This is a genomic window from Bradyrhizobium sp. LTSP885 (genome assembly GCF_000938305.1).
Taxonomy (GTDB): domain Bacteria; phylum Pseudomonadota; class Alphaproteobacteria; order Rhizobiales; family Xanthobacteraceae; genus Bradyrhizobium.
Genome location: NZ_JYMT01000028.1, coordinates 1 through 12,915, shown reverse-complemented (window position 1 = coordinate 12,915; position 12,915 = coordinate 1). Strand labels below are relative to the sequence as shown.

Genomic DNA, 12,915 nt, shown 5'->3' with positions numbered 1-12,915 from the left:
GAGGGCTACTCGGTCGAATCGAAATCTTCCTCGGTCGCGCTCAACATTCCCGCCAGCGTCCGCAAGCCGAGTTCAAGTTGCTCCATCGGGGGCGCGGCGAGCGCGAGCCGCACGGCATTGGGCGCGTGCCCGGGCGTGACCGCGAAGGTCGTCGACGGCGTCAGCGCGATGTCGCGGCGTGCCGCGGCTGCGACCAGGGTCTGAGAGCGCCAGTGCGGCGGCAAGGTCAGCCACAGATGGTAGGATTTGGCATTGGTCTGAATCTCGAAACCAGTCAGATGCTTCGCCGCAATCTGCTGGCGGCGACCGGCATCGATCCGCTTCAGCCGTGATAATTCGGCCGCCGTGCCATCGGACATCAACCTCTGACCCGCGGCGAAAGCGTAGCCCGACGCCGTCCAGCCGCCCGATCGTACCGCCGCCATGATGTTCTCGCGCAGCCGCGGCGGCGAGACGATGAAGCCGAGCGCGAGTCCAGGCGCGACCTTCTTCGACAGGCTGTCGAGCACGATGCAGCTGTCGGGGGCGAGCGCGGCCAGTGGCACCTCGTCGTCGAGGAAGCCGTAGACGCCGTCCTCGATGATGACGAGGCCGAGCTTCTCCACCGTACGCAAGAGCTCGGCGCGGCGCTCGGCCGGCATGGTGATGCTGAGCGGGTTCTGGATCGTGGGCTGGATGTAGAGCGCGGACAGATGCGCCTCACGGTGTGCCTTCTGCACCGCGTCGGGGCGCACGCCGTGCTCATCCATCGCGAGCGGCACCAGTGCGATGCCGAGCCGTGCGGCAATGCCCTTCACGAAGGGATAGGTCAGCGCCTCCACGCCGCAGCGTCCGCCGGGCGGCACGACAGCGGCGAGTGCGGTGGCGATGCATTGCCGCCCGTTGGCGGTGAAGACGATCTGGTCGGGATTCGGCGCCCAGCTCCTGCGCGCGAGAAACTCCGCGGAAATCGTTCGCGCCGCCCGCGTGCCGTGGCTGGTGGCCGGTCGCAGCGCGACCTCGAGCACCTCGGGCCGTTCGAGCCCCTCGAGGCTCTTGGCGATCATGGTCGCCTGGTGCGGCAGCAGCGGATAGTTGAATTCGAGGTCGATGCGGGCGCCGCGCGGCTCGGGCGGGGCTGCGACGCCGCGCCGCGCCTCGCCGGATACGAAGGTGCCGCGGCCGACCTCGCCAACCACGAGTCCGCGCCGCAGGAGCTCGGTATAGACCCGGCTCGCGGTCGAGACCGCGATCTTCCGCTCATAGGCGAAATGGCGCTGCGGCGGCAGGCGGTCCCCGGCCTTCAGCGCGCCGCTGGCGATCTCGGCGGCCACCACATCCGCCAGCTTCAGATACTCGAACCTCGACATTATTGCACCGAGAGCAATGTTTTACTTGCTCCGAGCAATGTACCGGACCATTTAAGAGAGAACAAGCCCGCGATTGCACCGAGGAGTGCGCAAGCAATCCGAGGTCAGTGACGGCACAGGCGCGAGAAGCGCTTGCGTCAACGGCACAGCTTTGCCGCGTGGGCACTGAAGGAGATGACTATGACGACGATATATTCAGACGCCGTGCCGCCCGCGCGGTCCAGTATGTTGGGCGGATTGATCCGATTGCTCCGAGATTCGGGCGATGCACTGGCGACCTATTGGGTGCGCCGCGAGGCGATCAAGACCCTGCGCCAGCTCGATGACCGTGCGCTGCACGATATCGGGATCTCGCGCTGCCATATCGAGAGCGCCGTCGCCGGCACCGTCGATCAGCTCGAGCTCGTGCGGCTTCGCTGAGCCAAAAGGGTGTGGCGCTGGAAACCCTAGTGCCGCACCACAAGCACCGAGCATTTGGCGTAGCGCACGACGTGGCCGGCATTCGAGCCGAGGAAATAGGTGCGCATCGCCGGGCGGTGCGAGGTCATCACGATCAGGTCGGCCTTCATCGCGGCCGCCTCTTCGAGGATCTCGTGATAGATGCCGCCCTGGCGGACCACGCCCGAGATGCGCGCCGCCTCGATGCCGGATTCGCGCGCCACGATCGTCAGCGCCTCTTCCGACGTTTCGCGCTGCTGGCTGTCGAAATCCGCCGGTACGTATTCGGCGAGCATCACCGGCGTCATCGGCAGCACATTGAGCAGGCGGACCGAGCCGTGCCAGGTCTGCGACAGCGTCGCAGCGGTTGCGATCGCAGGCTTCGCCAGATCGGTATCGGCGAGGTCGATCGGCACGAGAATGGATTTGTACATCTGCGCCTCCTGTCCGCGTTTGGTCCGGAGCCGTGTCGCCCGGATTGCGCCGGACGTGTGCCCTCTTTTTTGTGATGACGCGAACGGGTCCCCTGTCGCGCAGAGGCAATATAGCACGGCGGAGCGGCGCTGTCCGCCGGCGTCAGTCGCTTGAGGATTGCTTCAACAACTTAGGGCTGACGAACAGGACCAGTTTGCCGCGGCGAAACGACACCTCATTCCAGTCGTCGGTCGCGAAATCAAAGATTGCGAGCCCCGAGGTCGGCAGATTGTCGCTGAGTGCCCGCTTCGCGGTCTCGTCGCCGCTGCCGGTCAGCGTCAGTGCAAGTTCGTGCAGGCCCGGATTATGGCCGACCAGCATCAGCCGCTTCGGATCGGTGGCCGAGGCCATCCGGATCGTGGTCAGCAGTTGCGTCGGATCGGCGCCGTAGAGTTCCGGCAGGAATTCGACGTTCGGCTGCGGCGCGCCGTCTTTCATCGCCTCGTGCGCGATCTCCCAGGTCTGTGCCGCGCGGACGGCCGGCGACACCAGGACCAGGTCGGGAAGGGGCGAATGGCGGCGGATCCAGCCGCCGATCTCGGCGGCGTCGTGCCGGCCGCGGTCGTCGAGGCGGCGGTCCTGATCCTGCCCCGAAGGCGCGTCGGTCTCGGTCTTGGCATGACGCAGCAGCAGCAAACGGCGCATAGACTTCCATCTCGATTCGTTCAGGTCGAATTAATTCTACAGGCTCATGTCCTGGACAAGGTGACAAGCGCCGCAGCGGTTCGTAAGAAAACGCCATGACCGAGACTTCCACAAGTGCGGCGGACGGCCCTGGTGACGCGGCCTCGCCGTTCCGCAACCGGCTGGCGTTCGACCTCGACGTCGACATCTGCGTGGTCGGCGCGGGGGTGGCCGGGCTGACGGTGGCGCGTGAGGCGGCGCGGCTTGGCGCGAGCGTTGCCGTGCTCGAGGGCCGCCATGTCGGCTGGAACGCCTCCGGCCATAATCTCGGCACGGTGATGCCGGGCTTCGGCGTGCCGGTTTCGGACCTGATCGAGCGCGTCGGCCTCGACGATGCCCGCGAGCTCTGGGCGCTGGCCAAGGAGGGCGTCGACTATGTCCGCGCCACCGCGACCGAGGACCTGATCCCGGGCATCGCCACGAGCGAAGGCGCGCTGGAAGTATCCAATGTCGATGCCGGCGAGACATTGATCAGGCGGCTGCAGACGCTGGCCGAGGATTTCGCGACCGAAGTCGAAGGCTGGCAGGTCGACCGGGTGCGCAGCGTGCTCGGCACCGGCCGCTATTTCCACGGCATTCATTATCCGAAGGCGTTCCAGCTCGATGGCCGTAAATATGTCCATGGCCTTGCAGCGCTGGCGACGCGGATGGGCGCTCGGATCTTCGAGGACACCCCGGTCGTCAGCATCGACTTTTCGGGCATCCGCAAACGCATCGTGACGCCGTCGGCGCGGCTGCGTGCCTCGCACATCGTGCTCGCGGGCAATGTCCATCTGGGGGCGCCGCTGAAGCGGTTGTCGGAGACGTTGCTGCCGGTATGGCGCTACGCGGCACTGACCGAGCCGCTCGGGCAACAGCTGGCCGACGTGATCTCCTTTCATGGCTCGGTGACCGACAGCGACGGCATCGACCACTTCCGCATTGTCGACGGCGATCGCCTGTTATGGTCGAGCCCGGAGACCACCTGGGAAGCGCGACCGAGGCGCTTTGGCGCTGCGGTGCGGCGCCGGATCGCAACGGTGTTTCCGCAACTCGGCAAGGTGCCGATCGCGGACGTGTTCGGCGGTGCGGTCGGCGTGACCGTGCATGGCATGCCGCAGATTGGCCAGCTGCGCAGGGGCCTGTGGGTGGCGAGTGGCTTCGGCCGGCAGGGGCTCAACACCTCGGCGATGGCGGGGCAGTTGATCGCGCGCAGCATCCTCTGGGGCGACGACCGCTGGCGGCTGTTTTCGCCGTTTGAACTGGTCTGGGCAGGCGGCACCACCGGCCGCGTCGCCGGCCATGTCATCGGCCTGTGGGCGAGGGGGGCCTCGTCCGCCGCAGGCATGCTGGCCCGCCACCGCGAGGGCGCGCGTGCGAAGGAGCGGGTCCGTGAGGCGCGGCTGGCCGAGGCCAATTTCAAGGCGGGAACCCGGGGCCCAGCGCCCCGTCGCCCGCCGCCAGGTGCCGTGCGCCCTGCGCCGCCGCCTGCGGTGCAGGAGGGGGCCGAGCCGGATCCTGTGGCCTCGCAAGAAAGTGAGGGAATCCCCGGCGGGCCGATGTAACTTCTCCCCAGGGGCGGCCGTATTTGATGGCGAACCATGGGTCGTCCGCATCGGAGAAGATTGATGATCGATCGCCGTATCCTGCTCGCTTCCGTCGCCAGCCTGCTCGGCCTGGCCGCCTTCCGCTGGCTGCGCGCCTCACCGGCGCAGGCTGCCGAGAAATTCGAGGTCGAAAAGACCGACGCCGAATGGCGCGCGCAGCTGACGCCGCAGCAATATGAGATCCTGCGCAAGGAGGGCACCGAACGGCCGGGGTCGAGCCCGCTGCTCAAGGAACATCGCAAGGGCACCTTCGCCTGCGCCGGCTGCGACCTGCCGCTGTTCTCGTCCGAGACCAAATATGAGAGCGGCACCGGCTGGCCGAGCTTCTATCAGCCGCTGGAGAACGCGGTCGGCAAGACCGAAGACCGCACCTTCGGCATGGCGCGCACCGAAATCCATTGCCGCCGCTGCGGCGGTCATCTCGGTCACGTCTTCGACGATGGTCCGAAACCGACCGGATTGCGTTACTGCATGGACGGCTTCGCGCTGGTGTTTCGTCCGGCCGCAGCATCGGCCACCTGACGTCGTTTTCCCGGCAATTGTTGCCGGCTCGGCAATTGTGCCCTGGCCTCGCGGCCGGGGCTTTTTTTTCAAGCGCATGATGTTGTTACATTTTGTTTCCTGGCACGGCAATTGCGACATGCTCCGCCGGTGCGGCCAATTCTCTGATCGAGAGCGGCCGGGAATCGAAGTGGAGAACATGTCATGGGTATCTTCGGCGCTCTTACGACCTCTGTCGGCGGCTTGCGCGCAGAGTCGTATGCACTCGAAAACATCTCAGGCAACATCGCCAATTCGCAGACCACGGCGTTCAAGCGCATCGACACCTCCTTCCTCGACCTCGTTCCGCAGACCGCGCAGACGGCGCAGGTCGCCGGCGGCGTCACCGCGCAGTCCCGTTCCACCAACTCGGTGCAGGGAGACGTGCAGTCCGCCTCGGTCGCGACGTTCATGGCGATCAACGGCAACGGCTTCTTCGCAGTGCAGAAGCCCGGCAGCTTCACCGACGGCTCGCCGGTGTTCGACGGCGTCGACCGCTACACCCGCCGCGGCGACTTCCAGCTCAACAAGGACGGCTATCTCGTCAACGGAGCCGGCTATTATCTGGAAGGCGTGCCGATCGACCCGACCACCGGCAACCCGGCGGGCTCTTCGCCGCAGGTGCTGAAATTTCAGAACGACTTCCTGCCGGCGCAGAAGACCACCAAGGTGGATTATCGTGCCAACCTCGCGTCCTACCCGCTGACGACCAAGCACGACACGTCGGTTCCGGGGTCCGAATTGATCCAGCCGGGTTCGTTCAGCTCCGGACACAATCCGCTGGTGCTGGGTACGCCGGCTGCGCCCTACACGGATTCCTCGACATCCGGCACCACCCAGAGCAACAAGGCGACCCCGTCGGTTGCAAACACCGGAACCACGGCGCTGTCAGGCACTGCGGGCACCAACTCGATCAGCGCCAACTTCATCGCGGGCGACACGATCACGGTCGACGGCACGGTCCTCACCTTCGTGGCCTCGGGTGCGACCGGCAACCAACTCAACGTCACTGACAATATTTCGACCTTGCTGAGCAAGATTGATTCGATCACCGGCACGTCGATCCCGTCGACGATCGCGGGCGGCTCGATCACGCTGCACACGGGCACGACAGCCGACCTCTCGGTCACCAGCTCGAACTCGACCGCATTCGCAGCACTCGGCTTCACCGGGGGCACCGCGACTGCTGCCCGCGGCGGTGGCGGCACGGTCGGTACCGGCCAGGTGGTCGGTAACGACAACTCGACCTTCCTCGACGAAAGCCTCTCAGGCGGCGCGGTTACGGCCTATGACGTGTCGGGCGCGCCCGTGAACCTGCAGATGCGCTGGGCCAAGACTGACAGCACCTCGCTCGGCGCCGGACATACCGATACCTGGAACCTGTTCTACCAGGTCAATCCCAATGCCACCGGCACCCAGGTCGCCTGGCAGAACGCCAACGTGAACTTCACCTTCTCGGCGAGCGGCCAGATGTCGCCGACGATCGCCTCGGTGACGCTCAACAACGCCACCGTCAACGGCGTGTCGCTCGGCAGCCCGGCGATCAATTTCGGTACTGGCGGCGTAACTCAGTTCGCCGACGCAAACGGCAACGTCCAGGTCAACCAGATCCAGCAGGACGGCTTCCCCGCCGGTCAGCTCCAGTCGGTCAGCGTTTCGACTAACGGCCGCATCGTCGGCACCTACACCAACGGCCGCAATATCGATCTCGCCGAGATCTCGGTCGCGACCTTCAACGGCACCAACTTCCTGAAACGTATCGACGGCGGCGCCTTCGAGGCAACCGACGAGTCCGGCGGGGCGCTGTTCGGCAACGCCGGCACCATCGTCGGCTCCTCGCTCGAATCGTCCAACACCGACATCGCCGACGAGTTCACCAAGCTGATCGTCACGCAGCAGGCCTATTCGGCGAACACCAAGGTCATCACCACCACCAACTCGATGGTTCAGGATCTCCTGAACGTCATGCGCTGATCCGGACCGTCACGCATGCGGCACGAAAGTAGAGGCGAGTAGCAAGTCATGGGTTTGAGCCAAGCCCTTTCCACGGCGATGTCGGGCCTGCGCGCCACGCAGGCCTCGCTTTCGCTCGTGTCGTCGAACGTCGCCAACTCGGAGACGCCCGGCTACGTCAAGAAGACGCTGAACCAGGTCGCAGGCACGACCGGCGACTACGGGTCGAGCGTTCTCCTCAACGGCGTCAACCGCCAGCTTGACCAGTATCTGCAGTCCCAGCTTCGCACCGAGACGTCGGGTGCATCCTATGCCGACGTCCGCTCGACCTATCTGGCCAATTTGCAGGGTGTGTATGGCAATCCCGATTCCACCGGCACGATCGAGGATGCCTACAACAAGTTCCTGACCGCGGTCCAGGGCCTGTCGACCAGCCCCGACTCGCAGTCGGCGCGCATCGGCGTCGTCAACGCCGCGCAGTCCATGGCGCAGCAGCTCAACGCGACCTCGCAGGGCATCCAGAGCCTGCGTGCCAACGCCGAGGCCGGCATCAGCGATTCGGTCAGCAGCGCCAACAACGCGTTGACGCAGATCGCCACCATCAACAAGCAGCTGCAGTCCAGCGGCCAGACCGATGCGTCGACCGCGGCCTTGCTGGATCAGCGCGACCAGTACGTCACGCAGCTCTCGCAATTGATGGACATCCGCACCGTCACCAATGACCAGAACCAGGTGACCGTGTTCACCAATTCCGGCGTGCAACTGGTCGGCACCGAGGCGGCGCAGCTCAGCTTCAACGCGCAAGGCACGGTGACGCCGAACACGCTGTACAATTCCGACCCGACCAAGAGCAACGTCGGCACCATCACCATCAATTTCCCGCATGGCGGCAGCTACGACCTAGTGTCGACCAACTCGATCCGCTCCGGCAAGATCGCAGCCTATCTCGAGCTGCGCGACAATACCCTGGTCAAGGCGCAGACCCAGGTCGACCAGCTCGCCGCATCGATGGCGAGCGCGCTGTCGGACAAGACCACCGCAGGGACCGCAGCGCCGGCGTCGTTGGCGCCGCAATCCGGCTTCGATCTCGATCTCTCCGGGCTGCAGAGCGGCAACGTCGTCCATGTCAGCTACAAGGACAACACGACCGGCGTGACGCACAATCTGTCGCTCGTTCGTGTCGACGATCCGAGCGTGCTGCCGCTGAGCAACACCGCGACCGTCGATCCGAACGACGAAGTGCTCGGAATCGACTTCTCCGGCGGCATGAGCTCGGTGCTGTCGCAGCTCAACGGTGCGCTCGGCACGACCGCGGGGCTGCAATTCTCCAACCCGTCGGGATCGACGCTGCGTGTGCTCGACGACGGCGCCGCCAACCGGTCTGACGTGACGGCGGCATCCGTCACCACGACAGTGTCCTCGCTCACATCGGGCGATCCGCAACTCCCGCTGTTCACCGACAATGGCGGGCTCTACACCGGAGCGATCACCGCAAACGGCTCGCAGATGACCGGACTCGCCGCCCGCATCAGCGTCAACACCGCGCTGCTCGGGGATCCCTCGCGCACCGTCGTGTTCTCGACCAATCCGCAGACCCCAGCCGGCGATACCACGCGCGCCAACCTCATGCTGTCGCAGCTGTCGACCGGGACCTACAGCTATTCGCCGCAGACCGGCCTCGGCACCACCAGTGCGCCGTTCACCGGCACGCTCCTGAATTTCGCAAAGCAGGTCATCAGCCAGCAGGGCGAGGCGGCAACGGCCGCCAAGCAGCTGGCCGACGGACAGGACGTCGTGCTCAACACGTTGCAAAGCAAGGTGAGCGCGACCTCCGGCGTCAATATCGACGATGAGATGGCGCATCTCCTTGCGCTGCAGAATGCCTATTCTGCCAACGCGCGCGTCATGTCGTCGATCAAGCAGATGTACGACACGTTGCTGCAGGTCATGTGAGGGTTGAATGGCGATCAGCGGCGTTAGCGACAGGACCTCCTATATCGGCTCCACGATCCTGAACCTGCGGAGCCAGCTCAACGACCTGACGACGCAGCTTGCGTCCGGCAAGGTGTCGACGACCTATGCCGGGCAGGGGCTGGACCGCGGTTTCGCGCTCAGCCTGCGTGCCCAGCTCAGCAGCATCAACGCCTTTTCCGACACCGCAACCAACGTCAACACGCGGCTGAGCGTCGCCAATCTGGCGCTGCAGGGATTGTCCGATAGCGGCGCCCAGGTGAAGAACGCATCGACGACGGCCACGCTGACGCTCAACAACAACGGCCAGACGTCGGGCCAGATCACGGCCCAGGCCGCGTTCGCCAACGCGGTTGCGATGCTGAACAGTCAGTCGGGTGACCGTTACCTGTTCTCCGGCCGCGCCACAGACACGCCCGCCACGGTTTCCGCCGACACCATGCTCAATGGCACCGCGACGCAGGCCGGTCTCACTCAGCTGATCAATGAGCGCAAGCAGGCCGACCAGGGTGTCAACGATATGGGCCATCTGGCCGTCTCGTCGCCGCCGGCAACGACGACGGTGACCAGTGTTGCCGAGGATGGCTCGGCGTTCGGCCTGAAGCTGCTGTCGGTCCAGTCGTCGTTGACCGGCGCCACCGTGACGCAGCCGACCGGCGCGCCGAAGGCGGCCTCAATCGATCTCGGCGCCGTCAATCCTGATAATGGCGACAAGGTCAAGTTCAACTTCACGCTGCCCGACGGCACGACGGAAGCGATCGAACTGACCGCGACCACGACCAATCCGCCGCCATCGGGTTCGTTTCTGATCGGCGCCAACACCGCTGCCACGACGACGAACCTTCAGGCGACGCTGAAATCGTCGATCCAGACGTTGAGCGACACCTCGCTGGTAGCCGCATCCGCGATTGCGGCATCCAACAATTTCTTCAACCCGGTGGCGACGATTTCCGGCTCCGCGGTCAACAACCAGAACACGCCGGCGGCGCCGATCTCCGGCGCGACGCAGCTGTCGGGCGCGGCGGGCACCAACTCACTGACGACGAGCTTCGCAGCCGGCGACACCATTACGGTGAACGGCACGCCGATCACCTTCGTGGCTTCGGGCGCGACGGGCAATCAGCTCAACATCACCGACAGCGTTCAGACGCTGATGGCGAAGATCGACCAGATCACCGGAACCAGCAATGCGTCGACCATCAGCAACGGCGCGATCACGCTGCACGGCGCCGATGGCGACAACCTGTCGATCTCGAGTTCCAATCAGGCGTCGCTCGCGTCGCTCGGCATAGCGAACAACACAACGGCGACACCGGCGCCGCTGCGCGTCGGCGGTCCGCCGTTCAACACCGCGACGAGCCTGGTGGCCGGGACGCCTGATAACACCGTGTCCTGGTACACCGGCGAGAACGGCGCGGATCCGGCGCGCGGCACCGCGGTTGCACAGGTCGACCAGTCGATCTCGGTGCAGTACGGCGCGCGCGCCAACGAGCAGGCGTTCCGCCAGCTGCTGCAGAACGTCGCGGTGTATGCGGCGGTCACGACCAACGCCAGCAATCCGAATGCAAGCGCGCAGGTGACGGCGCTGGCGCAGCGGGTTTCGGCGAATCTCGCGCCGCAGAACGGCCAGCAACAGATCCAGGACGTGCAGGCCGAGGTCGCGGGAGCTCAAACGTCGATCAAGTCGGCGACGGACCGTCAGACCCAGCTCAAGGGGATGGCGCAGACGATGCTGGACTCGATCGAGGGCGTCAACCAGGACGAGGTTGCGACCAAAATCCTGGCGTTGCAGACCAGCCTGCAAGCGTCGTACCAGACCACGTCGATGCTGTACCAGACGACGCTGCTGAAATATCTGCCGATCAGTTGATCGCGCGAGCTCGAACATCCGAACAGCAAAAAGGCCTCCCTGCGGAGGCCTTTTTGTCGTTCGTGCAGGAAATGCCTACGCGCTCCTGCGGGGTTCGTCCTGATCGGCAGCCTGCAGGCTCCGCGCGCTTTCGAGCAGCTTCTCTTCGTGACCGATCAGCTTCTTCGATTCCTTCAGGGCGTGATAGAGATCGCCGTTGAGGATGCAGTTGTTGATGCCTTCGATGAACGGCCAGGCGCTGGGCGTTGCGGTGAGAATGTCGCGCACCAGGCTGAAATAAGTCGGGTGGTGCGCCATCGGGTCCGGCGACAGATACATCAGCTGGACGGCGAGATAGACGAGCTTCGCCGGCGTGTCGGCGGTCTCGGGCGTCAGGATGTCCTTTTCGCGCAGAATCGGGATGCGATCACCGTCGATCAGGAGGCGGGCGCGCTGATCGGTGTTGGTGATCACGCAATTACCGACGATGATGCGCTCGTTGGGCTTGAGCTCGACCTTCAAGGCCATGACCGTTCTCCGTTGCTGCCGGCTGCGCAGGACGTCGTTGCAGCAAATCGAATTTGACGTCGGGTCTCCTTAGCAGCCGCCATTGCGGCTGCGGGCCGATGTGGCAGGGATCCTTTCCCATGATGGTTAATGATTGGTAAATAAAGACTTCGATCGGATATTGAGACGAGGCAGGAATTGGCAGTTGTCTCAGTGGCTTTCGGGGTGGACTTCGCCCGATCGCGCCAATTTTAATCTTCGGCATTTGTCTTAAATGCCGCTGTAGAGATTCCTTTTTCTTTCGCGGCTTGTCCCGAGGATCGGCTTACCCGCCCGATCAGAAAGGATTGGAGCGGTTTGTTCTCTCAGTTTCACACCAGAAAGGTATGAAAATGTCCGATCTCGTTCTCTCCGCGTCCGTTCGTCAGAACCTCCTCTCCCTCCAGTCCACTGCCGATCTGCTCTCGACCACGCAGAATCGCCTTGCCACCGGCAAGAAGGTCAATACCGCTCTCGATAATCCGACCAACTACTTCACCGCGCAATCGCTCGACAACCGCGCCAGCGACATCAACAATTTGCTGGACGGTATAGGCAACGGCGTGCAGATCCTGCAGGCCGCCAACACCGGCATCACCTCGCTGCAGAAGCTGGTCGATACCGCGAAGTCGATCGCCAGCCAGGTGCTGCAGAGCCCGGTCGGCTACTCGACCAAGGCCAATGTCGACGTTACCGGCACCGGTGCCGGCACCGGCACCACGGTGGCCACCGACCTCAACGCCGGCAAGCTCGGCGGTTCGGTCATCACCTTCAAGACGGCTACCGGCTCGCTCGCGGTCACAATCGGTTCGAGCTTCGCGACCGGTGCGGGCACCGCGACCGTCAAGACGCTCGATCAGCTCAACAGCGTGCTGTCTTCGAACGGCGTTGCCGTCTCGGCGTCGGTCTCCGCGACCGCCGACACGGTGACCTTCACCTCCACCAACGATGCCGCCAGCCAGACGATCACCAAGACGGGCGCTGCCCCGACCGGTGAAGGCGTCGACATCTCGGGCACGACGGCTGCAACGGTCGGCACGGTCAACGCTGCCGTTGCCGATCCGACCTCGCAGTCGACTCGCGGCAACCTCGTCAGCCAGTACAACGTCATCATCCAGCAGATTACGACGACCGCCCAGGATTCGTCCTTCAACGGCGTCAACCTGCTGAACGGCGACAATCTGAAGCTGACGTTCAATGAAACCGGCAAGTCCACCCTCAACATCTCGGGCGTGACCTTCAACGCAGGCGGCCTCGGTCTCGGTTCGCTGACTGCTGGCACCGACTTCCTGGACAGCACCTCGGCAAACGCCATCGTTGCCAAGCTCGGCTCGGCCTCCGACACGCTCCGCTCGGAAGCGTCGTCGCTCGGTTCGAACCTCTCGGTCGTGCAGATCCGTCAGGACTTCAACAAGAACCTGATCAACGTGTTGCAGACCGGCTCGTCCAACCTGACGCTGGCCGACACCAACGAGGAAGCGGCCAACAGCCAGGCGCTGTCGACCCGCCAGTCGATCGCGGTGTC

General features: G+C 64.6%; 11 protein-coding genes. 7 read left to right on the top strand and 4 right to left on the bottom strand.

Translation table 11 applies throughout. The annotated features are described in order from the left end of the window. Nucleotides 1-5: 5 nt before the first annotated feature. Nucleotides 6-1,349, bottom strand: coding sequence for an aminotransferase-like domain-containing protein (locus UP09_RS18390; protein WP_044539678.1), 1,344 nt, complete (start codon nucleotides 1,347-1,349; stop codon nucleotides 6-8). 246 nt (nucleotides 1,350-1,595) lie between these two features. On the opposite strand from UP09_RS18390, the gene UP09_RS18385 reads away from it, so the two are divergent. Beyond that, a complete protein-coding gene (locus UP09_RS18385) occupies nucleotides 1,596-1,769 on the top strand; it encodes a DUF1127 domain-containing protein (RefSeq protein ID WP_245302047.1) in 174 nt (57 codons plus the stop codon). Nucleotides 1,770-1,795: 26 nt separating this feature from the next. Here the strand turns inward: UP09_RS18385 and UP09_RS18380 are convergent, their stop codons facing one another. Further along, on the bottom strand, nucleotides 1,796-2,221 hold the full coding sequence (locus UP09_RS18380) for a universal stress protein (RefSeq protein ID WP_044539676.1): 426 nt from the start codon (nucleotides 2,219-2,221) through the stop codon (nucleotides 1,796-1,798). Between the two features lie 142 nt (nucleotides 2,222-2,363). Then, entirely contained in the window at nucleotides 2,364-2,906 is a 543-nt protein-coding gene (locus UP09_RS18375) for a SixA phosphatase family protein (RefSeq protein WP_044539675.1), read from the bottom strand. Nucleotides 2,907-3,001: 95 nt separating this feature from the next. Here UP09_RS18375 and UP09_RS18370 point away from each other — a divergent pair, with 95 nt between their 5' ends. The 5 genes from UP09_RS18370 to UP09_RS18350 all read left to right on the top strand — a co-directional run bounded on the left by UP09_RS18370 (nucleotide 3,002) and on the right by UP09_RS18350 (nucleotide 10,865). Beyond that, on the top strand, nucleotides 3,002-4,489 hold the full coding sequence (locus tag UP09_RS18370; protein WP_044539674.1) for an NAD(P)/FAD-dependent oxidoreductase: 1,488 nt from the start codon (nucleotides 3,002-3,004) through the stop codon (nucleotides 4,487-4,489). A 63-nt stretch (nucleotides 4,490-4,552) separates the two neighbouring features. Then, nucleotides 4,553-5,053, top strand: a complete 501-nt coding sequence (gene msrB, locus UP09_RS18365; protein WP_044539673.1) for a peptide-methionine (R)-S-oxide reductase MsrB — start codon at nucleotides 4,553-4,555, stop codon at nucleotides 5,051-5,053. A gap of 183 nt (nucleotides 5,054-5,236) precedes the next feature. Next, nucleotides 5,237-7,045, top strand: a complete 1,809-nt coding sequence (locus UP09_RS18360; protein WP_044539672.1) for a flagellar hook-basal body complex protein — start codon at nucleotides 5,237-5,239, stop codon at nucleotides 7,043-7,045. A 48-nt stretch (nucleotides 7,046-7,093) separates the two neighbouring features. Continuing rightward, on the top strand, nucleotides 7,094-8,977 hold the full coding sequence (gene flgK / locus UP09_RS18355; RefSeq protein WP_044539671.1) for a flagellar hook-associated protein FlgK: 1,884 nt from the start codon (nucleotides 7,094-7,096) through the stop codon (nucleotides 8,975-8,977). A gap of 7 nt (nucleotides 8,978-8,984) precedes the next feature. Then, on the top strand, nucleotides 8,985-10,865 hold the full coding sequence (locus UP09_RS18350; protein ID WP_044539670.1) for a flagellin family protein: 1,881 nt from the start codon (nucleotides 8,985-8,987) through the stop codon (nucleotides 10,863-10,865). Nucleotides 10,866-10,940: 75 nt separating this feature from the next. Here the strand turns inward: UP09_RS18350 and flbT are convergent, their stop codons facing one another. Beyond that, nucleotides 10,941-11,372 (bottom strand): flagellar biosynthesis repressor FlbT, encoded by a 432-nt coding sequence (flbT, locus tag UP09_RS18345; RefSeq protein ID WP_044539669.1) that lies wholly within the window; start codon nucleotides 11,370-11,372, stop codon nucleotides 10,941-10,943. 365 nt (nucleotides 11,373-11,737) lie between these two features. Between flbT and UP09_RS18340 the strand changes: the two genes are divergently transcribed. After that, a partial coding sequence (locus UP09_RS18340; RefSeq protein WP_052833130.1) for a flagellin N-terminal helical domain-containing protein occupies nucleotides 11,738-12,915 on the top strand: 1,178 nt, incomplete at its 3' end.